The sequence below is a fragment of the Actinomyces sp. ph3 genome, from assembly GCF_000308055.1.
Lineage (GTDB): Bacteria > Actinomycetota > Actinomycetes > Actinomycetales > Actinomycetaceae > Pauljensenia.
The window spans coordinates 41,019-67,436 of record NZ_CAGY01000003.1; the positions used below are offsets into that span (position 1 = coordinate 41,019).

At 56.4% G+C, this 26,418-nt stretch carries 24 protein-coding genes and 2 tRNA genes; 13 read left to right on the forward strand and 13 right to left on the reverse strand.

The window, feature by feature from the left end; translation table 11 throughout:
- Positions 1-193: 193 nt before the first annotated feature.
- The 4 genes from HGAS_RS04655 to HGAS_RS04670 form a co-directional block, all read right to left on the reverse strand.
- A complete protein-coding gene (locus tag HGAS_RS04655; RefSeq protein ID WP_019126702.1) occupies positions 194-2,098 on the reverse strand; it encodes a heavy metal translocating P-type ATPase in 1,905 nt (634 codons plus the stop codon).
- Positions 2,095-2,463: a Cd(II)/Pb(II)-sensing metalloregulatory transcriptional regulator CmtR gene (gene cmtR, locus HGAS_RS04660; RefSeq protein WP_019126703.1), complete on the reverse strand. Its 369-nt coding sequence runs from the start codon at positions 2,461-2,463 to the stop codon at positions 2,095-2,097. Before cmtR ends, HGAS_RS04655 begins: the two co-directional genes overlap by 4 nt.
- Positions 2,464-2,928: 465 nt before the next feature.
- Complete coding sequence (locus HGAS_RS04665) at positions 2,929-4,275, reverse strand: FtsX-like permease family protein (RefSeq protein ID WP_019126704.1); 1,347 nt, start codon at positions 4,273-4,275, stop codon at positions 2,929-2,931.
- Positions 4,272-4,946 (reverse strand): ABC transporter ATP-binding protein, encoded by a 675-nt coding sequence (locus tag HGAS_RS04670; RefSeq protein ID WP_026066649.1) that lies wholly within the window; start codon positions 4,944-4,946, stop codon positions 4,272-4,274. The genes HGAS_RS04665 and HGAS_RS04670 overlap by 4 nt, the downstream gene beginning before the upstream one ends.
- A 197-nt stretch (positions 4,947-5,143) precedes the next feature.
- On the opposite strand from HGAS_RS04670, the gene HGAS_RS04675 reads away from it, so the two are divergent.
- From HGAS_RS04675 to HGAS_RS04685, 3 genes are all read left to right on the forward strand, one after another.
- Positions 5,144-5,848: an MgtC/SapB family protein gene (locus HGAS_RS04675; RefSeq protein WP_019126706.1), complete on the forward strand. Its 705-nt coding sequence runs from the start codon at positions 5,144-5,146 to the stop codon at positions 5,846-5,848.
- A gap of 96 nt (positions 5,849-5,944) precedes the next feature.
- Positions 5,945-7,264: a PLP-dependent aminotransferase family protein gene (locus HGAS_RS04680; RefSeq protein ID WP_019126707.1), complete on the forward strand. Its 1,320-nt coding sequence runs from the start codon at positions 5,945-5,947 to the stop codon at positions 7,262-7,264.
- 15 nt (positions 7,265-7,279) lie between these two features.
- Positions 7,280-8,230 carry a D-alanine--D-alanine ligase family protein gene (locus HGAS_RS04685; RefSeq protein ID WP_019126708.1) on the forward strand — a complete coding sequence of 317 codons (951 nt, stop codon included), beginning with the start codon at positions 7,280-7,282 and terminating at the stop codon, positions 8,228-8,230.
- Between the two features lie 94 nt (positions 8,231-8,324).
- Here the strand turns inward: HGAS_RS04685 and HGAS_RS04690 are convergent, their stop codons facing one another.
- From HGAS_RS04690 to rpmH, 9 genes are all read right to left on the reverse strand, one after another.
- A complete protein-coding gene (locus HGAS_RS04690) occupies positions 8,325-8,960 on the reverse strand; it encodes an HAD family hydrolase (RefSeq protein WP_019126709.1) in 636 nt (211 codons plus the stop codon).
- A 369-nt stretch (positions 8,961-9,329) separates the two neighbouring features.
- Positions 9,330-10,643 (reverse strand): ParB/RepB/Spo0J family partition protein, encoded by a 1,314-nt coding sequence (locus HGAS_RS04695; protein WP_026066651.1) that lies wholly within the window; start codon positions 10,641-10,643, stop codon positions 9,330-9,332.
- A 190-nt stretch (positions 10,644-10,833) separates the two neighbouring features.
- Complete coding sequence (locus HGAS_RS04700) at positions 10,834-11,703, reverse strand: ParA family protein (protein ID WP_019126711.1); 870 nt, start codon at positions 11,701-11,703, stop codon at positions 10,834-10,836.
- Between the two features lie 97 nt (positions 11,704-11,800).
- The gene (gene rsmG / locus HGAS_RS04705) at positions 11,801-12,472 is read right to left on the reverse strand and encodes a 16S rRNA (guanine(527)-N(7))-methyltransferase RsmG (RefSeq protein WP_019126712.1); all 672 of its coding nucleotides are present in this window, start codon (positions 12,470-12,472) and stop codon (positions 11,801-11,803) included.
- Positions 12,473-13,009, reverse strand: a complete 537-nt coding sequence (locus tag HGAS_RS04710; protein WP_009748177.1) for a protein jag — start codon at positions 13,007-13,009, stop codon at positions 12,473-12,475. It abuts the gene before it with no gap.
- 54 nt (positions 13,010-13,063) lie between these two features.
- Positions 13,064-14,362 (reverse strand): membrane protein insertase YidC, encoded by a 1,299-nt coding sequence (gene yidC, locus HGAS_RS04715; protein WP_019126713.1) that lies wholly within the window; start codon positions 14,360-14,362, stop codon positions 13,064-13,066.
- Between the two features lie 11 nt (positions 14,363-14,373).
- Positions 14,374-14,781, reverse strand: coding sequence for a membrane protein insertion efficiency factor YidD (gene yidD / locus HGAS_RS04720; protein WP_019126714.1), 408 nt, complete (start codon positions 14,779-14,781; stop codon positions 14,374-14,376).
- The gene (gene rnpA, locus HGAS_RS04725) at positions 14,778-15,146 is read right to left on the reverse strand and encodes a ribonuclease P protein component (protein ID WP_026066652.1); all 369 of its coding nucleotides are present in this window, start codon (positions 15,144-15,146) and stop codon (positions 14,778-14,780) included. Before rnpA ends, yidD begins: the two co-directional genes overlap by 4 nt.
- An 11-nt stretch (positions 15,147-15,157) precedes the next feature.
- The gene (gene rpmH / locus HGAS_RS04730) at positions 15,158-15,298 is read right to left on the reverse strand and encodes a 50S ribosomal protein L34 (RefSeq protein ID WP_009748181.1); all 141 of its coding nucleotides are present in this window, start codon (positions 15,296-15,298) and stop codon (positions 15,158-15,160) included.
- Positions 15,299-15,681: 383 nt separating this feature from the next.
- Here rpmH and dnaA point away from each other — a divergent pair, with 383 nt between their 5' ends.
- The 10 genes from dnaA (at position 15,682) to HGAS_RS04780 (ending at position 26,333) form a co-directional block, all read left to right on the forward strand.
- The gene (gene dnaA, locus HGAS_RS04735) at positions 15,682-17,160 is read left to right on the forward strand and encodes a chromosomal replication initiator protein DnaA (RefSeq protein WP_019126716.1); all 1,479 of its coding nucleotides are present in this window, start codon (positions 15,682-15,684) and stop codon (positions 17,158-17,160) included.
- Positions 17,161-17,554: 394 nt separating this feature from the next.
- The gene (dnaN, locus tag HGAS_RS04740; RefSeq protein ID WP_019126717.1) at positions 17,555-18,688 is read left to right on the forward strand and encodes a DNA polymerase III subunit beta; all 1,134 of its coding nucleotides are present in this window, start codon (positions 17,555-17,557) and stop codon (positions 18,686-18,688) included.
- A gap of 12 nt (positions 18,689-18,700) precedes the next feature.
- Positions 18,701-19,861 (forward strand): DNA replication/repair protein RecF, encoded by a 1,161-nt coding sequence (gene recF / locus HGAS_RS04745; protein ID WP_019126718.1) that lies wholly within the window; start codon positions 18,701-18,703, stop codon positions 19,859-19,861.
- The gene (locus HGAS_RS04750) at positions 19,854-20,504 is read left to right on the forward strand and encodes a DUF721 domain-containing protein (RefSeq protein ID WP_034233979.1); all 651 of its coding nucleotides are present in this window, start codon (positions 19,854-19,856) and stop codon (positions 20,502-20,504) included. Before recF ends, HGAS_RS04750 begins: the two co-directional genes overlap by 8 nt.
- A gap of 201 nt (positions 20,505-20,705) precedes the next feature.
- Complete coding sequence (gyrB, locus tag HGAS_RS04755; RefSeq protein ID WP_019126720.1) at positions 20,706-22,736, forward strand: DNA topoisomerase (ATP-hydrolyzing) subunit B; 2,031 nt, start codon at positions 20,706-20,708, stop codon at positions 22,734-22,736.
- Between the two features lie 63 nt (positions 22,737-22,799).
- Positions 22,800-25,406, forward strand: coding sequence for a DNA gyrase subunit A (gyrA, locus tag HGAS_RS04760; RefSeq protein ID WP_019126721.1), 2,607 nt, complete (start codon positions 22,800-22,802; stop codon positions 25,404-25,406).
- Positions 25,403-25,795, forward strand: a complete 393-nt coding sequence (locus HGAS_RS04765) for a DUF3566 domain-containing protein (RefSeq protein ID WP_009748189.1) — start codon at positions 25,403-25,405, stop codon at positions 25,793-25,795. The genes gyrA and HGAS_RS04765 overlap by 4 nt, the downstream gene beginning before the upstream one ends.
- A 203-nt stretch (positions 25,796-25,998) precedes the next feature.
- Positions 25,999-26,075, forward strand: a tRNA-Ile gene (locus HGAS_RS04770).
- Positions 26,076-26,104: 29 nt separating this feature from the next.
- Positions 26,105-26,242, forward strand: coding sequence for a DLW-39 family protein (locus tag HGAS_RS08845; protein WP_009748190.1), 138 nt, complete (start codon positions 26,105-26,107; stop codon positions 26,240-26,242).
- A gap of 18 nt (positions 26,243-26,260) precedes the next feature.
- Positions 26,261-26,333, forward strand: a tRNA-Ala gene (locus tag HGAS_RS04780).
- The last annotated feature ends 85 nt before the right edge of the window (positions 26,334-26,418 follow it).

Consider the following 26,418-nt stretch of genomic DNA (forward strand, 5'->3'; position numbering starts at 1 on the left):
ATTGAATTGTCGGTCGCTGCCGACGATCTAGGTGTCAATGGCGCCTATCAGGGCGCAACATTTTGCGCCTCAGGGGGCTTCCCCTATGCCGCTTCTTTCTGCGGTTGCAGCACGGACGGCACATATTGAAGTGGGTACCGGCGTTATCGATATGCGCTAGCACATGTCTGAGTTATGACGTTCGATGCCACCCCTATCGTTTGTGGGCACGCGCTGCGCGCAGCCCGTTGGCGATAACGACGACCTCGGCGACCTCGTGGACGAGGACGACCGCGGCCAGGCCGAGCACGCCGGTGATGGCCAGCGGCGGCAGCACGGCGATGATCGCCAGGGACAGCACGATGTTCTGATTCATGATCGCCCGGCCGCGGCGGGCATGCCACAGCGCCTGCGGGATCAGGCCGAGGTCGCGCCCGGTGAAGGCGACGTCGGCGGACTCGATCGCGGCGTCGGAGCCGGTCGCGCCCATCGCGATGCCCACAGTCGCACCGGCCAGGGCGGGGGCGTCGTTGATGCCGTCGCCGATCATCGCCGTCGGTGAGGCCTCGGAGAGCTGGGCGACGATGCGGGCTTTGTCCTCGGGCCGCAGCTCGGCGTGCACGTCGCCGATCCCGGCGATCTGCCCGAGCGCGTGGGCGGTGCGGGCGTTGTCGCCGGTGAGCATGCTCACCTCAATCCCCTGCCCTCGCAGCGTGCGCACGGCCTCGGGGACCTCGGGGCGCAGCTCGTCGCGGACGCCAATCGCCCCGGCCAGGCAGCCGTCGACGGCCACGAGCACGCAGGTCTGGCCCTCGGCCTCCAGGTCCTTGACCCGGGCCTTGAGCGGTCCGGCATCGATCCAGCGGGGGCTGCCCACCGTCACCCGGCGGCCGTCGACGGTGCCGCCGATGCCGTGCCCGGCCTCCTCCGTCACGTCCTGCGCGGCGAGGGCCCCCTGGCCCGCGGCGGCGATGGCGGCGGCGAGAGGGTGCGTCGAGTGCTGCTCAACGGACGCCGCCCAGGCGAGCACCTGCGCGTCGTCGAACCCGTCGGCGGCGACGACGGCGGTGACCTCGGGCCGGTTGCGGGTCAGAGTGCCGGTCTTGTCCACGGCGAGGTGCCGGATGCCGCCGAGGCGCTCGAAGGCGGCCCCGCTCTTGATGACGACGCCGAACTTGGTCGCCGCACCGATCGCGGAGACCACGGTGACGGGCACCGCAATCGCCAGCGCGCAGGGGCTGGCCGCGACGAGGACGACCAGGGCGCGGGTGATCCAGGTCTCCGGGTCGCCGAGCAGGGACCCGAGCACGCCGACCAAGACGGCGAGGACCATCACGCCGGGCACCAGCGGGCGGGCGATCCGGTCAGCGATCCGGGCTCGGTCGCCCTTCTCTGCCTGGGCCTGCTCTACCAGCTCCACGATCGTGGTCAGCGAGTTGTCGGTGCCCGGGGCGGTCGCCTCGACCTCCAGCACTCCGGCGGTATTGATCGCCCCCGCCGAGACCGCGTCATCGGGTGCGACCTCGACCGGGATCGACTCGCCGGTGATCGCGGAGGTGTCCAGGCTGGAGCGTCCGACGCGGACGATCCCGTCGGTGACGACCCGCTCGCCCGGACGGACCAGCAGCACGTCGCCGACGGCGATCTCCTTGGCCGGGACCTCCACCGAGGCACCGTCGCGCAGCACGGTCGCGGTCTCCGGCACGAGCTTGAGCAGCGCGCGCAGGCCGCCGCGGGCGCGGTCCATCGCCTTGTCCTCCAGGGCCTCGGCGATCGAGTACAGGAACGCCAGCGCGGCGGCCTCCTCCACGTAGCCGAGGATGACCGCGCCGACGGCACTGATCGTCATCAGCAGCGCGATCCCGAGCTTCCGCTTGGCGAACAGGTTCCGCAGCGCGCCGGGCACGAACGTGTACGCGCCCAGCAGCAGGCCCGCCCAGAACGCGACCAGCGCCGAGACGTGCAGCCCCGACCACTCCAGCACCAGGCCGGTGCCGAACGCGACCCCAGAGAGGATCGGCACCACCAGGCCCAGGTCGCGCCACCACGGGCGCTCGGTCTCCTCTGCCTCTTCAGCGGCGTTGGTGGTCGGCTCATCGCAGCCGCATGCGGCGCTCACGAGGCGTCCTCGGAGCCGCTCGGACCGCAGCAGCCGGGCACCGAGCAGTGTGGGTCGATGCACGGGGCGCTCTCGTCCACCGCCAGCGTCACGTCCATCAGCGCCGTCAGCGCCGCGGCCAGGTGCGGGTCGGCGATCTCGTAGCGGGTCTGCCGCCCCTCGGGCTCAGCGACCACGATGCCGCAGTCGCGCAGACAGGTCAGATGGTTGGACACGTTCGAGCGGGTCAGCCCCAGCTCGCGCGAGAGCACGGCAGGGTGGCTTGGACCGTCAAGCAGGGACATCAGGATCCGGGAGCGCGTCGGGTCGGCCATGGCCCGGCCGAGCCGGTTCATGACGTCGAGGCGCGAAGCAATGGTCAGCATGCACTGAACTATACAGTGATGGCTGACTAATAGTCCAGTTGGGATTCCAGGAAAATCTGTCGATCATCAGCAACTTCGCCACATATGTGGCACCTGAGCTCGGTTGGGTTCCTGCTGATCAGGGTCTTCCAACGGGCTACCCAATTGATTAAGTCCGCGGCACTTAGCTATCGCGGGGTCCCGGATAAGACATCTGCCTGCGAAAGCTGAGGTCTTTGGACGGCTGACTTGCCGGTGCTTTTGTAGGGGCAAAAGCACCGGCACGTCATTCCACCAGCGCCATTGCAAGTGGAAGCTCAGCCCGGTCGAAACCCTGACCTCCCAACCAGTGCCTTTATTTTAATCCCGACTAAACGACGAAACCCGGGAAAATGTGCATTGAGCGATGCACATTCTCCCAGGTCAGAGGCTGTTTAAAGCTGGTTAAGGTGCAACCTTAAAGTGCTCTTTTTGTGCCGTATTAATTCAGTTATTCCCCTCGTGAAGATCACTCAATAGTTTACGACGCAAGGGTCCTGTGGCCTCGGAAGCCAACATAATCAGCCCAATACCCAGCACAGTCATACCCACCAAAATCAGCATCGGGGCGAGTCCAGCACTCAGAGCCATAATCGGAGACATAAAGACAATGCCCAAACTCATTGCTCCGCCGATCATGAGCAGTGCCGGAAGCAGAATTTCAATCCTGCGCGCACGATCCATAAAGTTTCGGGGCGAGCCCATGAATTCCAAGGCTTTCATCTGCTCAACGGAATCAATGACGCGAATGGCTTGATTGATCGCAGTCGAAATTGCACCCAAAGCCATAGTGATACCAAAGGTTAAAAGCATTCCCGTGCGAATATCCGACAAGAGGATCCTCTCGACGTCCTGCATGTCCCCCGCAGCACCCACGATCGAGCTGAAGATTGGCATGAGCACACCGACAATGAAAGCGACCAGGGCAACCGCACCGAAAGACCTCCAAACGCTCTTTGGATCATCAGCAATCCGACGACCCGCAAGAAGCATCTGCGGAGTGCGTGCAAAACTTGCCATGGCATTTCCCAGAAGGGATACCGAAAAAGCTCCCACGACATTAACCAGCGCAAAAATCACGCCAAGGAATCCCAAGAACAACCCGACGGCAATCGCCATCCCCAGCTGCATCATAAACTGAGCGACAATCACCCAGCCTACGATCAGCACAAGCATCAAGGCCAGCCACAGTGGTGAAACCTTCGCTCCCTCCGTACGACGCGTAACACCCAAGGGGGTAATTGCCACTTTACGCATCGCAAGCATCGACGAAGCTGCGGCCAGCACAATCATCAGTACGGCCTCGGCAAGGAGGACAAGGGGACCGACCCACATTTCGTGAACCCCAATGCGCTCACCCTGGAAGGAAATCAACTGCCAAACTGGCAAAAGCGCACCGTACAGAGCGGTACCACACACAACACCAACCGCTGCATAGACCGCGGTCTCGATCAGACATGCAAGACGCGTTTTTGCGGGCCCTAATCCCATGAGGCGGAGAACCGCTAGATCCCGTGCGCGTCGACTCATTCCCAGACGCGCAGCTGCCGCGCCCATGCTCAGAGTCGGGACGATCATTAATAGACCCGCAAAGCACGCCAGCAAGACATAAAAGCCACCCATTCCCTCGAAGCCTTCTGGCAGGTCATAGGTACGCGTAAAGAACATCAGAACCCCACCCGTGACGGATAGAAGAATTGCGTGGGGAAGGGCAAAAGCCAAAACTGTCAGAATTGAGGTCGCGCGATCACGAGAACCCAGGACTGCGCGTGCCGCAGTGAGTATTGTGCTCATCGAGACACCTGCTGATCGATCAGGCCGTCTCGCATATGGATTTCATGCGGAAGCCGCGCGGCCACCGAAGGATCATGGGTCACCAGAATTAAGCTCGCCCTGGTGCTTTGGCAGGCATAGGTCAGCACACCCATGACCTCCGCGCCGGTGCTTTGATCCAAAGCGCCCGTCGGTTCATCGGCAAAGACGACTTTTGGATTGGTAATCAGCGCGCGCCCAATCGCTACGCGCTGCGCCTGACCACCGGAGAGCTGGCCGGGGCGGTATGGACCTGCGCCCTCCAGCCCCAGATTCACCAGGATCTGCTGTGCGCGGGCAATGGCCTCTTTACGCGCAACTCCCGCCAGCATCAGGGGCATTGCAATATTTTCCTGGCAGGGAAGTTCTGGAAGCAGCTGCCCATCTTGGAACACGAAACCAAAGTGCTTGAGGCGGAGTTCTGAAATTGCTCCCTCACTCAGTTGTGTCATTTCAGTGCCATCCAGGGTGATACTTCCCGTCGTCGGTCGCAGCACTCCCGCTAAGCAGTGCAAAAGCGTGGTCTTTCCGCAGCCCGAGGGCCCCATAATTGCCAGTTGACTGCCCTGGGGGATCGAAAGGCTGACTCCCGCGAGCGCCTGAACTGTATTTCCGCCGCGTTGATAGAGTTTCGTAAGCCCGTTGACAACCATTCCCGAGGCCGTGGATGCATAAGGAGCTTGTGGCGCGCCTGCGCCCTGCTGCAGTGGTGAAGTCATGGTTTCAGTTTGCGCCTTTCTGCCCGTTAGAACCATGAGGTAAGGCCCTGATTGACCCCTGGTTTTCCTTGGGGATGTACCCTTGTAAACAATCAATGACACACCCACCGCGCCGCTGCCAAGGAGGGCCAGTGCTCACTCTGAGCCAACATATCGACCAGATCCTCGGGATCTTGCTTGCTCTATTCCTTTCTTCTCTGATCGGTTTGGAGCGTCAGGCACGCGGAAAAAGTGCTGGTCTTCGTACTGATGCGATTGTCGGTATGACCTCAGCCCTTCTCATGGTCGTATCGAAGTACGGTTTTAATGACGTGCTTGCGGCTGATCTTGTCCGTGTTGATCCCTCTCGCGTCGCCGCGCAGATCGTTTCCGGAATTGGCTTCCTTGGCGCGGGTATTATTCTGACCCGCTCGGGAGCAGTCCGAGGCCTGACCACAGCCGCTACCGTATGGGAGACAGCCGGGATTGGTATGGCATGTGGCGCAGGTTTGTGGATTGCGGGAACCGCTGTCACATTGATGCATTTCATTGTTGTTTTTGCACTCACACCCCTTTCACGCCACATCGGTCCTCATGCTCCCCGCCGTCCCAACACGATTGTTTTGGAGTTGGTCTTCGATCCCGGTCAAGGGGTCATGCGTCGCGTATTGGGCGTGATGACAGATTCAAAGTGGCGCGTTTCCGAGGTTCGATCTGACACTGAGGGTAAACGCGGACATGCATTCATTGAGACGACGACCGCCGACCGTGTTGCGCTTCCTGCACTGATCGCCACAATCTCTGATCTTCCCGGCATCTATTCCGTTGAGGAAGCGGACCCTCACGGCGCGGACTAAGTGTCCACGGCCTCGGCGCTTATGTCACAACAGTCGTTTTAGTGGCACACTTAGATACGTGTGTCCTTCGACATACTTATATAGAAAGGTTCGCTAATGTCTCAGGATCCTCAGTCACAGGGAAATCGACTCGACCCGTGGTTTGATGCCTACGCAGATCGAGCTCATAACCTGCGAGCTTCTGAGATTCGCGCACTGTTTTCTGTTGTCTCTCGTCCCGAGGTTGTTTCCCTTGCCGGCGGTATGCCGAATTTGAAGGATCTTCCCCTTGAAAGCCTCGCTGAAACCGCAAAGAGCTTGATCTTGACCTCTGGTGCTCAGGCCCTGCAGTACGGTTCCGGTCAAGGCTGGGAACCTCTACGCGAGCAGCTGGTGAGCGTGATGACCTATGACGGAATCATTGGCGCCGACCCCGACGACGTGGTGATCACTACCGGCTCACAGCAAGCCCTTGACCTTATGGCAGAGCTTTTCATCAACGCGGGCGATGTTGTTTTGGCTGAGTCTCCTTCGTATGTGGGCGCTCTTGGGTGTTTCCGTGCTCGCCAGGCCGATGTTGTTCACGTTGATTTGGATGAAGATGGCCTGATTCCCGAGGCCTTGGAAGAGACGATCCGTCACCTGAAGTCCGCCGGTCGCGCCATTAAATTCCTCTACACGATTCCGAATTTCCAGAACCCTGCTGGCGTGACTTTGACCCTTGAAAGGCGTCAACGCATCGCGGAGATTTGTATGCGTGAGCACGTGCTGATTTTGGAAGATAACCCCTACGGTTTGCTTGGCTTCCATTCGGATCCCCTGCCCGCTATTCATTCTTTCTCCCCCGAAGGTGTTGTCTACCTGGGCTCGGTTTCTAAGATGTTTGCTCCCGGTATGCGTATTGGTTGGGCACTTGCTCCCCACGCTATCCGCGCAAAGCTGATCTTGGCCTCGGAAGCAGCGATTTTGTCTCCGGGTATGTTCGGACAGATGTTCTTGTCCAGCTATCTGAACAATTACGACTGGTATGGCCAGGTCAAGGTCTACCGGGCAATGTACGCCGAGCGCTGCAAGGCAATGTTGGATGCTCTTGATGAGTACATGCCCGAGTGCTCGTGGACGAAGCCTCTTGGCGGTTTCTACACCTGGGTCACTTTGCCCGAGGGCCTGAATGCTCGCAGCATGCTTCCCCGCGCTGTAAAGGCCCAGGTTGCCTACGTTTCGGGTACTGCCTTCTACTATGACGGTCGCGGTACTGACCACATGCGTCTGTCCTTCTGCTATCCGGAACCGGATCGTATTCGTGAGGGTGTCCGCCGCCTTGCTGGGGTCGTTAATGCTGAAAAGCAATTGGTCGACATGTTCGGCGTTGCCCCCGAAGAAGATACTGAATTTTTAACTAACCGTCATGACGGTTCCGTTCATACCGAAGACTGACAAGGAGAAACCCTCATGTCCGCTCAATCTTTGAAGGTCCTTATTGTCGCCGGAGGTCTGACCCACGAACGCGATGTTTCCGTACGTTCGGGGCGACGTGTTGCAAATTCGCTGGTCAATCAGGGTTTTGCAGCCAAGGTTGTCGATTTCGACCAAAACCTTCCCTCTGCAATTACGGATTTTCAGCCCGATGTTATTTGGCCGCTTGTGCATGGCTCCATCGGCGAAGATGGATCTTTGCAAACACTTCTTGAAGGAACCGGAATTCCTTACGTGGGTTCAACGCCCGCCCAGGCGATGCTCGCTTCGAACAAGCCTACTGCGAAGGCTTTGGTTGGTTCCGCGGAGCTCGATACCCCCGGGTGGATCGCCCTTCCCCAGCTGCTTTTCCGTCAGCTTGGTGCACACAATGTCTTGAAGATGATCGAGGCCGGTCTGACCTTTCCCTTGGTTGTTAAGCCTTCCTCGGGTGGATCTGCCCTGGGTATGTCCAAAGCCTACGATGCCGGTGATCTGCGTTCAGCAATGGTTGATGCTTTCTCTTATGAAGAGCACGTTATGCTTGAGCGCTACGTTGCTGGACGTGACATTGCGGTTTCGGTCATCGATTTAGAAGATGGGCCCCTTGCGTTGCCTCCTGTCGAGGTAGCCACAGATGATGGGCACTACGACTACGAAGCTCGTTACACAACTGATGAGAGTGAGTACTTTGTGCCCGCTCGCCTGAGCGACGACGAGATGACGGATGTGCAGTCTGCGGCCATCCAGATTCACGAGCTGTTGGGACTGCGTGATCTTTCACGTATCGACTTCATTGCTGATGAAGACGGAAACTTCTGGTTTATCGATGCGAATGTTTCACCCGGCATGACCGATACCTCGCTGTTCCCTCAGGCTGCCGAAGCAACAGGCTCTTTCGACGAGATCTGTGCATCAATCGTTGAGTACGTCGCACAGCGTGCATAGCTGCCTCTGCCAGATCAGTTTCGCTCAATAGTTTCGGGCTACAAGTTTGGGGCTACACCACCATGGTGTAGCCCCAAACTTTATTCTCAAGTCGTTAAAGAATGCCCAGTTTCTTCAAGTTTTCTCTAACATCATCGACGTTTTCCCAGGTCAGAGCGCGTATATCAAGATACTCCGCAGCCTTGACGTACTCAGATCGATCATCAATATAGAGAAGTTTCTCAGGCTCTCGTTGGGTCGAAGCAAGCGCTTCCCGATAGATCCCTCTATTCGGTTTTGTGATACCGACATGCGAGGAAAAGATCATCGGACCATTGATATACCTTTGCGCCCAAACGCTTTCCATCACTACTGATGCGTGCGTCGCGGGCATGTTCGTGAGTAACCCTAAGTCATACCCCACACTTCTGAGGTCACTGAGAAGATGAGCCGCTGCTTCGTCGATAGCGTGCATACGCGAAGCGTCCGCTGTCACTAGCATGCGGATTTGATCTTCTGATGGTTGGGGTAGGCCGCAATCTCCTGCTACTGAATCCCAGAACTCTAGATCCGACATTCCTACGTCATATGTGTCGCGATGTGCCCACACTGCTTTATCGACCAGCGACACGCATTCCGCAGAGTCATCAAGGCCAATAATCGACGCGAATTCTCGCGGGTCCGGACGTTGGCTAACTAAGACTCCTCCGACATCGAAGAAAATTAGTTCAGTATTGAGCTCGTCAGCCATGTATGTCAACCTCCGCCTCTATTCTCCCGCATGACTGTCGATTCAACAAAATTAGCGAAAGTTATTCTCACGTTCAGAACTCCTGCGTTATCACTGCATTTATTTGTGGTACAGAGCGACTTCTGACCGCTCAGATAACGTGCACCTTCTTTATTTCAACCGGTCTGTTATTAACGATCCGCACCACCGCTTACTTTGGCTGAGTGTTTTGCGCTTATGCAAACTATGATTTCGCGGAGCCATCACTCTTCCTGATATCAAGCACTGTGGGCGATGTTTCACGTGAAACATCGCCCACTAGCTCGTCATCGCGGAATCTAGGTGTTCAGGATCAATCGCTACCCGTTCATCTGCGAATTAATAGCCGCACTATTGCCTGTTCGCATGCGGGAGGAGAAGGTCAGCAAGCCGTTGCAGATCATCCGAGCCTGCAAACTCGATGATGATCTTTCCCTTCCTCTTACCTTCGGAAACGGTTACGCGCGTATCCCAAGCATCCGCAAGTACTTGGCTCATGTGCTCTCCGAGCGGAGACGAAACCTTAATACGCTTCAGCGAACGCTTCGAAGGACGCTGTACTGAGCCGAGGCGTACCAGTTCTTCAGTTGTTCGAACCGACAAGCCCTCAGCAATAATCCTATTGGCGAGGATCTCCATATCTTCAGGCGTAGGTAGGCCAAGAAGTGCACGCGCGTGCCCTGCGGACAAGACCTGTGCCGAGACCTTCTTTTGCACCGAGGCCGGGAGTTTCAGCAAGCGAAGGGTATTTGCAATTTGCGGACGAGAACGCGCAATCTTCTTCGAGAGTTCTTCCTGCGTAGCCCCAAAATCCGCCATGAGCTGCTGATACGCAAATGCTTCTTCCAAAGGATTCAGCTGCGCTCGATGGAGATTCTCAAGTAGTGCATCACGGAGCAGGTCTTCGTCATCAGTGTGTCGAACGATCGCGGGGATTGAATCCAGGCCAGCAAGTTCGCTTGCTCGTAAACGTCGCTCACCCATAATCAGTTCATAACGAGCCTCCGGCTTCTCCTCAAGGAACGCCTTGAGTGTCTCAGAAGGTTGCTCATTCAGGGGAATGCGTCGAACAACTACCGGCTGCAAGACACCAACTTCTCGAATCGAAGCTGCCAGTTCATTCAGGTCGTCTTCATCGAATACTTGGCGCGGTTGACGGGTATTTGGAACGATCTGCTCAAGCGGTATTTCTGCGAACGTGGCACCAGGCACTTGCATCAAATCCGATGTTTCACGTGAAACATCGTCACTCACATGTGCTGAAGTGCTCCCATCAGACTCATGCATTTTGTTTCGCGCGGAACGAGTAGAGCCGGAAGATTGAGACGAAGCAGTAGTGACAGACGCACCTGAGATAGCCGCGACCTTCTCATCATCAGAACTGGTACTCGCTGCAGTCTGTGCACTCGCCTTAGATCGAGCCGATGACTTGGACTTCAGCGATGCTGACTTAGCGGTTCGAGATTTTGGTTCCAACAAGTCACGAGCGGAACCACCACGCACCGTTCCCGACGACCTACGCTCACCGGGAAATAGAACATCGAGAGGTCGCTTGGCCACGTCTTCAGGCTTCTCAGTTTGGGCAGGGGGGATGAGTGCACCCAAACCTCGCCCTAAACCTGTACGTCGTTGGGACTTATGAGTCGATTTTGATTGCTCGGCCATGCACACTTACCAATCTCGCGAATACTGAATGTTGAGTCCATTGTTTCACGTGAAACAGCAAAATGTGTATCAAACAAGCAAAAACGCGTTTTCAGAGACGCGTTCTCCTGAGAAAAAGAATCAGGGCTTCAATCGCATATCGAAACGACAGAAACCCTGAAAAAATGATTTTAGAGAACGAAACGAAATATCACTTCGCCAGACGATGGCTCAGCTCGTATGCAGCCTTGCGATAGGCAAGTGAGCCGGCACCGTTCGGATCATAAGTGATAACGCTCTGCCCATAGCTTGGTGCCTCAGAGACGCGAACCGAACGAGGGATGACAGTCTGCAGCGTCTGCTCAGGGAAGTGTGAACGTACCTCATTCTCAACTTCCTCGGATAAGCGCGTACGCTTGTCGGCCATCGTGAGCAGCATAGTTGAAACATGTAGTTTCGGGTTGAGGTCTGCACTGATCCGATCGATGGTCGACCACAGCTGGCTCAAACCTTCAAGCGCGTAGTACTCGGTCTGAATCGGAATCAAAACCTCGTCAGCTGCAACCATGACGTTCAAGGTCACCAAACCAAGCGAGGGCGGACAATCAATAAAGATCAGATCAATTTGCTGATATGCCTGAACGAAGTACTCAACAGCATCGGCAAGACGAAACTCTCTACGCTCAAGATCAACAAGCTCAATTTCCGCGCCTGAGAGATCAATAGTAGCCGGGCATACCCACAGGTTATCCATATCTGGGCAGGCCTGAAGAACCTCACCAATCGTCAATTGACCGGTAATGACCTCATACGTCGAAGGCGTCCCGGGACCATGAGCAACGCCCAGAGCACTCGAGGCGTTGCCTTGAGCGTCTGCATCGATAACAACAACCTTCAGACCGGCCTGCGCGAAAGAGGCCGCGAGATTGACAACAGAAGTCGTCTTACCAACGCCACCCTTCTGATTCGCTACCGCAATGACACGTGTCGAAGCGGGTACACCAAACTCCGCCTTCTCAAGGAACTCTCGATCCTGGAAATTCCGCGTAATTTGGTCCGAAAGTGGGGTATCGCCGGCCATAAAACACAAGCCTTTCTCACACGTCAATGACACAAGTGTAGGCAGTCATGCCCACGGGAGAAAACCGAGGACACACCCGGGGAAAAGAAATGGGGAATTAGGAACGAAGTCTCTTCGCAACAACGACGTAAGTCGAATCGTCTTCCATTACGGAAGGAACCTCATGGATCTGAGCACTCAGGTGGTGACGCTTCAACTCAGCTGCAGCGGCCTCGACTTCTTCACCCGCACGGCGCCCCTTGAGAGCGACAAGAGAACCACCGGGAGCAATAAGCTTTGAGGTCATACGTACGAGCTTCGTCATATTCGCCAAGGCACGTGAGGTCACCACATCAGCTTTACCCTTACCGCGAAGTTCCTCAGCACGAGCCTGATGAATACTGACATTATCCAAACCAAGAGTATCCACAACATCAGCAAGCCATTCGCAACGTCGCGCCATGGGCTCAGCAAGATGGACATCAAGATCTGGGCGACAAATCGCAATGACAATCCCGGGGAAGCCTGCCCCAGAACCGACATCCAAAACCTGTCCCTTCTTGGGAAGAAAATGCAAGACGGCGGCAGAGTTCACCAAGTGCCTCGACCAGAGTCGGGGGAGCTCACGCGGACCGATCAGCCCGCGGAGCTCACCTTCCTCAACAAGCATGTTCGCAAACTCGGCAATGTCTGGGTAGGCCAGACCGAAAAGCTCTCGAACTTCGGGTCCGGGAACCTCAAGTTCAAGGTCATCTTCGGCCTCGCGAGGGGAATTACCGAGCGCGTCCACTCAGGCCTCCTCGGCCTCGTCGGCGGAGTCAGAATCGGCGTCAGCATCCTCAACAGGAAGGATCACAACGCGACGACGGGGCTCAACACCCTCGGACTCACTGCGCAGACCCTCGGAAGCAACAACGTCGTGGCAGACCTTGCGCTCGAAGGGGTTCATGGGCTCAAGCTTCTGGGGCTCACCGGTCGCGCGAAGGCGGGCGATTGCCTCATGGGTGAGGTCCTGAAGATCAGCCTTACGATCAGCGCGGAAGCCCGCAATATCGAGCATGAGTCGCGAGCGTTCGCCAGTTTCAGTCTGAACAGCAAGGCGCGTCAGTTCCTGAAGGGCGTCGACAACTTCGCCATCCTCGCCGACCAAATGATCCAGAGCAGAGGGATCTTCCGAAATGATCTCTACTGATGCACGACCATTTTCAACATCAATTTCGATGTCGCCGTCAAGGTCAGCGATATCCAGCAGTTCTTCCAAGTAATCGGCAGCGAGCTCGCCTTCTTCCTCAAGGCGCGAGAGCTCGTTTGTCGTTTCTTCGCTCATGTTTATCCTCCGTAGGGGTTTGATGCCTCAGGCATCGAATGGTCTATGGGCGCCTCAGCGCTTCTTCTTTGCAGCCGCGCGGCGAGCCTTGCGACGTTCCTGGCGCTTGCGCTCGAGCTCTGCGGCTTGAGCATCCGAGGAGGCCTCGGAAGAAGCGCTCTGTCCGCCACGAGCGCGAACCTGTCGCTGGGCCTCTTCACGCTTAGCAGCAGCCTCGCGACGTTCTGCTGCACGCTCAGTCGCAACCTTCACACCCTTCATCCAAACCTCATCGGGAAGGGTCGTCCACTCTTGCATGGACAGGTTGCGGTAAACAGAAACGATCTCTCCGGCGCTCATTGCCTGGGGGAAATCGGAGGCGATTTTCTGACGCTTGGCACGGCTACGAACCTCGGTCAACGTGGTCTCGTTAAGAGCCTTGAGTTCATCAGATCCATCGGCCAGATCGCGGCGCTTCTCGTCGTAGTCCGCAAAGAAGGGACGTGCCCACGACTGGTAGGCATCCTGACGCTTGGCCAAGAGTTCTTTGTAAGCAGCGGAGTTCGGATTCGGAATATTCTTAATCACCCACAGCATCTGCAGGTAGCCCCAAATGCCCGCGGTCGTCGTGTAGATCACGACACCCATCTGGAAGAACAGACCCGAGAAGATGAACATGAAGGGCATGAAGTACATCATCATGCGCTGCGAACGAACCATGGGGTTGTTTGGATCCTGGTTCTGCGGCATGTTCTTCGTCATCGTCAGCCGGATGGTCAAGAACTGCGTTGCAACCATAACAATGATGAAAATGACGAAGACCAGAGTCGGCAGCGACATGAGCTGCGCGTCGCGAATGGTGTGCGACAGCGGGACACCGAAGACCTGGGAGGCATCAATTTCGCTGGCGACCGACTGAGTGATCGGACCCAGTGAATCAATGTGGCGCGAACCGACCGAGTAGGTGTTTTCGGCAAGTGCGTGGATCGCGTAGATCGCGCGGTACATCGCGAAAAGAACGGGCAGCTGAACCAGCATCGGCAAGCAGGACGCGAAGGGGTTGACTCCGTACTTCTTATTGAGTTCGGAGATTTCTTGCTGCATCCGCTGGCGCGAGGCGACGTCAGTCTTTCCCTTGTACTTCGCCTGAATCTTCTGCATTTGGGGCTGAACAATGGAGGTGCCCCTCATACTCTTCAGCTGCTTGAGGTACAGCGGGATGATGAGCACGCGCACAAGGATGGTCAGCAGGATGATGGAGATAATCCATGCAAGTCCTGCACCTGAACTCATTCCAACAAGCAGAAGCAAGTCGTGAATTCGAATCCACAGCCATGCGACTGCGACAACGAAGGGATAGAGAATGGAATCCACAGGAGATCTCCTTATGATGCGCGGGGGACGCTCACTGCGTCCGCGTGATGCTCGGCCTTCGCCGAGAAGTCTTCAAGAGTGTCGACCGATGTCTTGTCATCGGTGCGATCCATGCCCATGGGGGTTTGTGCCCACGGATCGTCGTAACCGGCCCAGTCCTGGGGTGGCGTCCAGGCTTCGCTGGTCCACTTGCCGCGTGCGGGAACTTCATCGACCCCGCCAAGGCTCCACGGATTACAACGAAGGATGCGCCACACGGCCAGAATTGTCCCTTTGACGAGGCCGTGGGTGTGCAAGGCGCCCAAAGCATAGCTTGAGCAGGTGGGGTAGTAGCGACAACGCGGGGCAAACATCGGAGAGATGAAACGCTGATAGAAGCGCACGGGAAGAATGGCAATGTAGGCAAAAGGAGAGCTCACAGGCGACCTCCCTCCCGATGATCCCATTTCTTCCATGCACGGCGAAGAACTTGGTCTAATTCTTCCCCAAGTTCGCACGAGCTTGCACCCAGGGCGTCATGCTTAACGCGAACAACAACGCGTGCGCCCTGAGGAAGTGCAACCAAGCGTTCTTTCATGAGGTGGCGCAATTGCCGCTTAACTCGATTACGTCCAACCGCTCGTTTAATTTGGCTTTTAGGTACGACGAAACCGACGAGGCGTGAATCACTATCCTCGTCGGTTCGACAATGCACAATGAGCCTTTGCTGACCCGCGCGCGATCCGCTTCGGATTGCGAGGCGGAAGTCCGCTGGATTCACCATGCGGTTCGAGCGGGGCAACACCTCGCGAAAGCTCAGGCGGAGAGGCGGGCGCGGCCCTTGCGACGGCGTGCAGCCAGGATTGCGCGGCCAGCGCGGGTGCTCATACGCAGGCGGAAGCCGTGCGTCTTCGAACGACGACGGTTGTTCGGCTGATAAGTCCGCTTGGTGGTCACTGATATCTCCTCGAATTGGTCATGGACAGTGTGCGCCGCAATTAGGCACACATACGAACTGACAGCCTACGGGTTTTTGGCCGTTCCGTCAACGAAAGAGCGCCGTACCACACCGAATCCACACCTGTGGAAGCAGGTGTGGATAAATTGGGGGTTAGTTATCCACATGCAAAGTTATCCACAGAGCTGTGGACAGAGGTCTTTTCTTTTTGGCACAAGGGTGAGGTGTTGTAACTACACAAATGTCATTTGGGGATTAAATATCCACAGGTCTATCCCCAGCTGTGGAAAACATGACATGCTTGTAAAGTTATCGGTGGATAATGATTCGCAACCGATATCATTTCTCGTGTCCTATCTCACGTCAGCTTTCGGAGGTTCCCGTGTCGATCGATGCCCTTACTCAGGCTTGGTCTGAGGCACTGTCGCAAAACTCAGATCAGCTGGGACCCGCAGCCATGTCTTTCCTACGTTCAGCAAAGCCGCTGGGCGATATTGACGGCACGATCCTCATCGCAGTTCCCAATGACTTCGCAAAAAAGTGGATTGAAAACAACGGTGCAAATGACCTCACGCAGGCACTTGCTGCAATTCTTGGTCGAAGTGTTCGACTGGCTGTAACCATCGACCCCACTTTGGATGCACAAGAAGAAGCGGTAGAGGAAAGCTCCTCCACGGCCTCGGAAATTGCGGATAACTCAGCGCCTACCTCACAGGCCGAGCCCGCCCATTCATCCTCTTCTTCTCAGGCTTTTTCACAGCTCAGCCAAACCTCCGGCAGCACGGGAAGCCCACAACTGGCAATCGATACCGCCAGCACGCATCTCAATCCCAAGCACACTTTTGACACCTTCGTCATTGGTCCTTCGAACCGCTTCGCTCATGCTGCAGCTTTTGCGGTATCAGAAAGCCCGGGACGTGCCTACAACCCGCTGTTTATTCACGGTGGTTCCGGGCTGGGGAAGACCCACTTAATCCACGCAATCGGTCACTACACGCTGTCACTTTTCCCGCAGATGCGCGTGCGCTACGTGAACTCAGAGGAATTTACCAACGACTTCATTAACTCTGTGCGCGAGGAAAGCATTGAGGAATTTCAGAGGCGCTACCGCGAGGTCGACGTTCTGCTCATTGACGATATCCAATTCATTCAGGGCAAAGAGCGTACGGTCGAAGAGTTCTTCCACACCTTTAACTCTCTGTACAACGCGGGAAAGCAGATCGTTTTGACCTCAGACGTCCCGCCTCGCGAACTCGATCTGGAAGATCGAATCCGTTCGCGCTTCGCAGCGGGCCTTTTGGTCGACGTCCTTCCTCCCGACCTGGAAACCCGTATCGCAATCTTGCAAAAGAAGGCCAGTGCGGAAAATATCGAAGTTGATCCTCGGGTTCTGGAATATATTGCCCAGCGAATTTCCTCGAATATCCGCGAACTTGAAGGCGCCCTGGTGCGAGTTGCAGCCTTCGAATCCCTGTCGAAAGAACCGGTCACCGTTTCGATGGCAGAGATGCTCTTGAAGGATTTTGCTTCCGACCCCCAGGACACCGAGGTCACACCAACGCTGATTATGAGTCAGACCGCGACGTATTTCGGCGTGACGATTGACCAATTGTCGTCCTCGGACCGTTCGCATGTCGTCGTCGAGGCTCGTCAGATTGCGATGTACCTGTGTCGTGAACTCACTGATCTTTCGCTTCCGAAGATTGGCGCTGCATTCGGCGGACGCGATCACACAACCGTGATGCACGCGAATAAGAAGATTGTGGGGTTGATGGCGGAAAAGAGGGAGACCTTCAACTACGTCACTGAATTGACCAACCGCATTAAGCAGGCCGCACGCCAGTCGGCAACTCTCAACTAAAAACTGGACGTTTCGGGGTGCAAACTTCCTTTCCACAGAAGCTGTGGAAACTGTGGTGAAACATCACCGATCGCTTGTGCATAGCGCAGAGCAATTTGTGGAGAAAAACAACAGAACAATTTTCGTCCACAAAAACGTGTAGTTCATTCACACACAGATTCACATATTCATCCACGAAAGAAGTGCTCTCATTTCACGGTAAAAATGGGTTTTCCACACAATCCACATAGCCGATGATGATGACGAACTTTAGTTCAAGACAAATAACAAAAAATCGCCAACATCAGTGAGGCCTCGAGCTCAGACTCGTTAAGGTGTAATTCTCAGTTTCCTTGACGCCTACAGCCAGGTAAACTGACCACGGTATATCTACATTCAGTTCCAAGGAGAATCCATGAAGTTCACCGTCGCCCGCGACGTGCTTGCAGAAGCTGTTTCATGGACAGCGCGTGTACTTCCTACCCGTCCCGCAAGCCCCATCCTTGCTGGTATGCGAATCTCGGCTCAGGGTCAGGAACTGACTCTGTCCTCCTTTGACTACGAAGTTTCTGGAAACTCGCGTATTCCCGCCTCTGTTGATGAAGAAGGCGAAGTCCTGGTTTCGGGTCGACTTCTTGCAGATATTTCAAAGTCCCTGCCCAACAAGCCGGTCACCATCGAAGTTGATGGACAAAAGGTTTCTCTTTCTTGCGGTTCCTCGCACTTCACCTTGGCAGTCATGCCTATCGATGAATACCCGCTTCTTCCCGCACAGCCTCAGGTTGCAGGTTCTGTAGATTCGCAGGTTTTTCAGCAGGCCGTTGCTCAGGTATCGATCGCAGCTTCTCGCGATGAAACCCTTCCGCTTCTTACCGCCGTACGCGTCGAAATCGACGGCAATAACATCACGCTTTTGGCAACCGACCGCTACCGTCTGGCCATGCGTGAGCTCAAGTGGGATTCGGTTTCCGATATGTCCGAAGCCGCACTGGTCAAGGCACGCATTCTTCAGGACGTCGCAAAGTCTATGACTTCTGGTGCAAAGGTTGAGATCGGTCTGTCGCAGGAATCTCAGCCGGGTGCTTCTTCGCTGATCGGCTTCCAGGCCGGTGGACGCCGCACGACATCGACCTTGATGGATGGTGACTATCCGCCGGTTCGACGTCTTTTCCCGGAAACGACCACCATCCAGGCAATCGTCGAGCGTCATACTTTGCTCGAGGCAGTCAAGCGTGTTTCCTTGGTTGCCGAGCGCAAGACCAGTGTTCGTCTGTCCTTCTCCGATGGCCAGCTTGTTCTTGAAGCCGGCCAGGGTGATAACGCCCAGGCTTCTGAAGTTGTTCAGGCCCAACTCATGGGCGATGACATCGCGACTGCATTTAATCCGCAGTACCTCAGCGAAGGTTTGTCGGTCATGGATACCGAGTATGTTCGCTTTGGTTTCACTCACCCGACGAAGCCTGCTGTCATCACCGGCCAAGAAAAGGCCGATGGCGGAGAGTCGACTGACTTCCGCTACCTGCTGATGCCGATCCGCTACGGAATCTGATCTGGAGTTTGTGTGCGAGTTTCGCACGTTGCGCTGGATGACTTTCGTTCATACCGTCATGCGGTAGTGGAGTTTGCGCCGGGAACGACGGTCCTTTTGGGTTCGAATGGCCAGGGAAAGACCAATCTTGTCGAGGCTGTTTCCTACCTTTCCGCGTTCTCTTCCCACCGCGTGAGTGCCGAACAAGCCCTGGTGCGTTTACCGCTTTCCGCTGATGAACCTCAGCCCGGTGGGGCAGTTGTTCGGGTCAGGCTGGTGACCGCCGGTGAGCGCGAAACGGTTATTGAACTTGAGATTGTTCGTGGAAAAGCGAATAGGGCGAAGGTCAATCGCACCCAAGTTCGACCGCGCGAAGTTCTTGGCCTGCTCAAAAGCGTGGTGTTTTCGCCGGAAGATCTTCAAATTGTTCGCGGTGACCCGCAGGTCCGTCGCCAGTTCTTAGATGATCTCCTCATTCAGCAGCACCCGCTAATTGCGCAGGTAAAAAGCGATTTTGACAAAGTTGCGCGTCAGCGTGCGGCCTTGATGAAGAGTGCTCAAGCACAGCTACGCCGAGGTTTTACTCCCGATTTTTCAACAGTAGAAGTTTGGGATGACACCTTTGCTCAGCTTTCCGCGCAGCTCAGTCTTGCGCGCGTGGGACTAGTTGAGGAACTTCGCGGTCCCGCGGCCCATGCCTATGAGGAAATCGGTGGATCGCCTCGGAAATTGGATATCGAATTCCTTGCTTCCCAGGGGAATTGCCCGGTGGGTGGGGACGTGGCCACGATTGCGGGTGAACTCAAGGAAATTTTGGCCTCGTCACGCATGAAGGAAGCCGAAAGGGGAGTGAATTTATTCGGCGCACACCGCGACGATTTGAAGCTCACCCTTGGTGGGATGCCCGTGAAAGGCTATGCAAGCCACGGCGAGACATGGTCGGTTGCTCTTTCACTACGTTTGGGTGCTTTCGAGCTTCTTTCTCGAGATGGAGATACTCCGATTCTTATTCTCGATGATGTATTTGCAGAGCTTGATTCGTCGCGCAGAGCGGGATTAACCCGTATGATTACCGAAGCGGAGCAAGTATTAATCACGGCAGCGGTCGCCGATGATGTTCCGCAAGAATTACATGCTCAGGTTCATGCAGTCCATTGGGATCCTGAGCTTGGAACGGTGGTCGGTGATGAGTGAATTTTCCGATTTCGAATACGCTTCTGCTGCACTACGGCGTGTACAAGCAAGAGCGCAGGCCCAGGGCCACTACCGCATTCCTCTGCGGTCACGACGCAGAAGTGTGAGTGGACAAAGTGAAGAGTTTGCCGAGGAAATTTTGCTCGATGATGAGCAGGAAGCTTCGGAGGTCAACCTTGATCCTCAAGCTGATCCGGATGGCGAATTGAGCGCGCTGTCAACGGTCGTTTCTCGGGCTGGCAGTCGTTGGATCAAAATGCCTGGAATGGCTCCGATGCGGCGACAATACCGCGAGCCGAAGAAGCTGGGCCTGACAATTGATTCTTTAATCGCCTCGCGCGGGTGGCAGGAACACACGCGGGCCGGAGATCTGATGTCGCGATGGAACGATATTGTCGGCGATGAAGTCGCTGAGCACTGCTCCATTGAAACAATTGATGATCACCGCCTGATTGTTCAATGTGATTCCACCGCGTGGTTTAAGCAACTTCAGCTACTTCTGCCGCGCCTAGAACGTACGATTGCCGAGGCCGTGGGTGAGGGTGTCGTGCAGCAGGTGATCTTGCGTCCACCGGCTTCTCCTTCGTGGAAAAAGGGCCGTTTATCGGTGCCCGGACGGGGTCCTCGCGATACCTACGCCTAGTTTCTGAACGTGTGACTGGTCACAGCCTCAAAAACGGCTATATTTCGCGGATAATTCCTGTGAGTGAATCTTCCTCGTAGCAGTGTCAATCAGGGCTTTCCCCCTGCCTTTTCGGTAGAATGGTAGCGGTTGTTTTATTGCTACTGCGCCATTTTCGAGCAGTGCACACCCATGCGGGTGAAGAATGAGGGGAGCCATTAGGTGGCTGAAACGCAAGAACCAACAGTCGATGACGGATCCGACGGCTACGGCGCGTCAGATATCACCGTCCTCGAAGGTTCGGAGGCGGTGCGTAAGCGCCCCGGTATGTACATCGGGTCAACCGGTGAGCGCGGCTTACATCACCTGGTGTATGAGGTTGTAGATAACTCCGTTGACGAGGCCTTGGCTGGCTACGCGGACCACATTGAGGTCACGATCCTGGCCGATGGTGGCGTTCGCGTCGTCGATAACGGACGCGGTATTCCCGTTGACGAGCACCCGACCGAGCACAAGCCAACGGTCGAGGTCGTCATGACCATCCTGCACGCGGGCGGTAAGTTCGGCGGTGGCGGTTACGCAGTTTCCGGCGGTCTTCACGGTGTGGGTATTTCGGTTGTGAATGCCTTGTCTACGCGTGTTGACACGGAGATTCGCAGGCAGGGATACGTATGGCGGATGTCCTTTGCTAACGGCGGCCACCCCATTACCGAATTGGTTCGTGGTGAAGAAACCACTGAAACCGGAACGACGCAAACCTTCTACCCGGATCCCGAAATCTTTGAGACCACTGTCTTCGATTTCGAAACCCTGCGTCAGCGCTTCCAGCAGATGGCATTCCTCAACAAGGGACTGCGTATCACCCTGACTGATGAGCGCGAAACTGCCACGGATGAAGGCGACGAAATCGCCGGAGACGAGCAGGCCTCGGAAGAAAAGCACAAGGGATTCCGCCAGGTTTCCTACATGTATGAGCACGGCCTGCGTGACTACGTGGAATACCTGGATTCGGCAAAGAAGATCGAAACGATCAACGCCGACATCATTGACTTCGAAGCGGAAAACGACGAAGGCACCATGAGCGTGGAAATTGCCATGCAGTGGACCACGGCGTATTCCTCGTCGGTTCACACCTTCGCAAACACCATCAATACCACCGAAGGTGGCATGCACGAAGAAGGTTTCCGTACCGCGCTGACCTCCTTGGTGAACCGCTACGGCCGCGAAAAGGGCATCATCCGCGAGAAGGATGACAACCTGACCGGTGATGACGTGCGCGAAGGTCTGACGGCCGTTATTTCGATCAAGCTCACCGAGCCCCAGTTCGAAGGCCAGACCAAGACCAAGCTGGGCAACACCGAAGCGCGAACCTTCGTTCAGCAGCAGGTTTACTCCAAGCTCACCGACTGGTTTGATGCTCACCCGGCGGATGCCAAGGCCATTATTCAGAAGGGCCAGGCAGCTCAGGCTGCGCGTGTTGCCGCTCGAAAGGCACGCGAAGCTACTCGCCGTAAGGGCGTACTGGAGTCGGCCTCGATGCCCGGTAAGCTGCGCGACTGCTCTTCACGAGTTCCCGAAGAATGCGAAATCTTCATCGTCGAGGGTGACTCCGCAGGCGGCTCAGCCGTTGGCGGACGCGACCCCGAACACCAGGCGATTCTGCCGATCCGAGGCAAGATTTTGAACGTGGAAAAGGCTCGCCTGGACCGCGCACTGAGCTCGGATACGATTCGCTCCCTGATCACCGCATTCGGAACCGGAATCGGCGAAGACTTCGACCTGGCGAAACTGCGCTACGGCAAGATCGTCATCATGGCCGACGCCGACGTTGACGGTCAGCACATTGCAACCCTGTTGCTCACCCTGCTGTTCCGCTACATGCGTCCCCTGGTTGAACAGGGACACACCTTCATTGCTATGCCTCCGCTGTACCGCATCAAGTGGTCCAACGCAGAGCACGAATTTGCTTACTCAGACAAGGAACGCGACGAGATGCTTGCCGCGGGAGCCGCAGCAAATCGTAGGCTTCCCAAGGAAGGCGGCATCCAGCGCTACAAGGGTCTGGGTGAGATGAATGATCACGAGCTTTGGGAAACCACCATGGATCCCGAGCACCGCATCCTCAAGCAGGTCACTCTCGAAGATGCAGCAGATGCCGATGAAACCTTCACCATCTTGATGGGCGACGACGTCGAGAGGCGCCGCACGTTTATCCAGCGCAACGCCACAGACGTGCGCTTCCTCGACATCTAAAGCCCAGCGATGAGGCCACGACGCACGCGGCCTCGTCAGTAGAAAACGAAACGAAGGACCAAAGTGAGCGACGAACAAACAGTCGATGCCGGACATATCCGCGACGTCGAACGTATTCGCCAGGTCGACCTGCAAAAGGAAATGCAGCGCTCCTACCTCGACTACGCCATGAGCGTTATTGTCGGACGCGCGCTGCCCGATGTTCGTGACGGACTCAAGCCCGTCCACCGCCGCATCCTCTACGCGATGTACGACGGCGGTTACCGTCCCACCTCTTCATTCTCGAAGTCATCGCGCATCGTCGGTGACGTCATGGGTAACTACCACCCCCACGGCGACGCAGCGATCTACGATGCACTTGCGCGCCTGGTGCAGCCCTGGTCGTTGCGCTACCCCTTGGTCGCCGGTCAGGGTAACTTCGGTACCCCCGGTAACCTGGGCCCCGCAGCACCTCGTTACACCGAATGTAAGATGGCCCCTCTGGCCATGGAAATGGTCCGCGACATCGACGAAGAATGCGTTGATTTCCAGGACAACTACGATGGCCGCAACCAGGAACCGACCATTCTTCCCTCGCGTTTCCCCAACGTCTTGGTCAATGGTTCGGAAGGTATCGCCGTCGGTATGGCGACCCGCATCCCCCCGCACAACCTGCGTGAGGTTGCGCGCGGCGTGCAGTGGGCGCTTGAGCACCCCGAGGCCTCGCGAGAGGAACTCCTTGAGGCCCTCCTCAAGCTGATCCCCGGTCCCGACTTCCCAACGGGCGCAACCATTCTGGGACGTCGCGGAATTGAAGACGCATACCGTACGGGACGCGGTTCCATCACTCAGCGCGCGGTTGTCAATGTGGAGGAAATCCACGGACGCCAGTGCCTGGTGGTCACCGAGCTTCCCTATCAGGTCAACCCCGACAACCTGGCTGACAAGATTGCTCAGCTGGTTCGTGATGGCCAGATCCAGGGTATTGCGGATATTCGCGATGAGACTTCCGGCCGTACCGGTCAGCGACTGGTCATTGTCCTTAAGCGCGATGCAGTTGCCAAGGTCGTTCTGAACAACCTGTACAAGCGCACCTCGCTGCAGGAAAACTTCTCGGCGAACATGCTGGCCTTGGTCGACGGTGTGCCGCGAACCCTGTCGATTGACGGTTTTATCCGCCATTGGGTTGCTCACCAGATCGATGTGATTGTTCGCCGCACGCAGTTCCGTCTGCGTAAGGCTCAAGAGCGTCTACACATTTTGAACGGATACCTCAAGGCCCTGGATGCATTGGACGAGGTCATTGCCTTGATCCGTCGTTCACCCACGGTTGATGAGGCACGTAGTGGCTTGATGGAGCTGCTCGATGTCGATGAGATCCAAGCCGATGCAATTCTGGCCCTGCAGCTGCGCCGACTGGCAGCTCTGGAACGTCAGAAGATCTTGAATGAGCACGCCGAACTTCAGGCGCGCGTTGAAGATCTGCAGGATATTTTGGCTAAGCCTGAGCGTCAGCGCGCAATCATTTCCGAAGAACTTGGCGAAATCGTTGAGAAGTTCGGCGATGAGCGCCGTACCACCATCGTTCCCTTCGATGGGGAAATGTCGATGGAAGACCTTATCCCCGAAGAGGATGTTGTCGTCACCATCACCCGCGATGGCTTCGCAAAGCGCACCCGCACCGACAATTACCGTTCCCAGAAACGAGGCGGTAAGGGAGTTCGCGGAACCCAGCTGCGCGGCGATGACGTGGTTGAGCACTTCTTTGTCACGACCACGCACCACTGGTTGCTGTTCTTCACGAACCTTGGTCGCGTATACCGCGCGAAGGCCTACGAGATTCCCGAAGGCGGTCGTGATGCTAAGGGCCAGCACGTTGCAAATCTTCTGGCATTCCAGCCGGAAGAGCGCATTGCGCAGGTCTTGGCGATCCGCACCTACGAGGACGCACAGTACTTGGTGCTGGCAACGAAGTCCGGCCTCGTGAAGAAGACCCCGCTGGAGATGTACAACTCTCCGCGAAGCGGCGGCATCATTGCCGTTAACCTGCGTGAGGACGAAGAGGGCAAGCCGGATGAGCTGGTTTCGGCTCAGCTGGCTAATGCCGATGACGATCTGCTGCTGGTGTCTCGCGATGGTCAGGCCGTGCGCTTCGCCGCAACGGACGAGCAGCTGCGACCCATGGGTCGTTCGACCTCCGGCGTTCGCGGTATGAAGTTCCGTGGCGATGATGAGCTCTTGACCATGGATGTTCCTCGCGAGGGAACGGACCTGCTGATTGTGACCGATTCCGGTTACGCCAAGCGCACTCCCATTGAGGAATACCCGACCAAGGGTCGTGGAACCATGGGTGTACGCGTGGGTCGTCTGGTTGAAGAGCGTGGCGGACTTGTTGGCGCGTTGGTTGTTGATCCTGAAGAAGACATCATGGTCATCACCGAGTCCGGCAAGCTTGTCCAGGTCAATGCCTCGGATGTGCGCCCGACTGCGCGTAACACCATGGGCGTCATCTTTGCTCGTCCCGATGAGAATGACCGAATCATTGCTGTGACTCGTAACCCCGAGCGCGACATTGATGAAGAAGAGTCCGAGGATGCGCAAACGCAGGACAATTCTTCGCAAAGTAATGACGAAACCCCTGCTGAGGATGTAGCGTCAGAGCATGACGACTCACAGGAGGTCCAGGAATGAGTGATCACGCATCGAACGACCGCGATGACCTTCCCCGCCAGGTAGACCTCGCCATTGTGCGAGTGGACCCCTGGGGAGTCATGAAGGTTGCCTTCCTGCTCAGCGTGGCATTGGGTATCGCACTGGTCGTTGCAGTCATGATCCTGTGGCTCATGCTCAACGCTATGCATGTCTTCGCCTCAGCGGAAAGCTTCCTGCAGTCCATTGGTGCATCGCAGATGGTCTCCCTTCTGGATTACGTCAGGCTTCCGAAGGTCATGGCCTACACGACTCTCATTGCGGTCATGAACGTTGTTCTGCTGACTGCACTGTCGGCTTTGGGAACCTTCCTGTACAACTTGGTCGCCTCGCTGGTCGGTGGCATCAAGGTGACACTGATGGATGAGTGAGCTTTAAGTTCCACTGTGTGGGGGTTGGTGCGCGGCACCGACCCCCACACGTGTATTCAGGCCGTTCTTACGGTGGTTCAATGGTGTTCTTACGGCGGTTTAACACGGTGATCACTAATGAGTGGGCGACGTCACCAGAAAACAATTTTGCGTGAGTCACCATGCGCATGTACTATTTAACGCGTGCCTTTCGGCATGGCAATGGGCCTATAGCTCAGTAGGTTAGAGCGCAGTCCTGATAAGACTGAGGTCGGTGGTTCGAGCCCACCTAGGCCCACCATCCGCAGGAACAATTGAGCGGAGGCTCCCATGAAGAAGTTTGTGAAAACTCTTTCGCTAGTGGCATGTGCTGCTGTTGTGGGGCTCGTGATCCGGCAGGTCTGCCAGGATCTTTCCGACAATGAGGAACTGTGGACATCCGTTACGGATGACATCTCGCAGGCGTAAGCTTGGGGGAACCCCTTTGGGGCTATGGCGCAATTGGTAGCGCACCTGCTTTGCAAGCAGGGGGTTACGGGTTCGAGTCCCGTTAGCTCCACAACCAAAGGTCCAGCTTCGGCTGGGCCTTTTTGTTATGCGCGGGGTAGATCGGTCGAGGCGCCAAGGTGTAGGGCTAGGAGCCC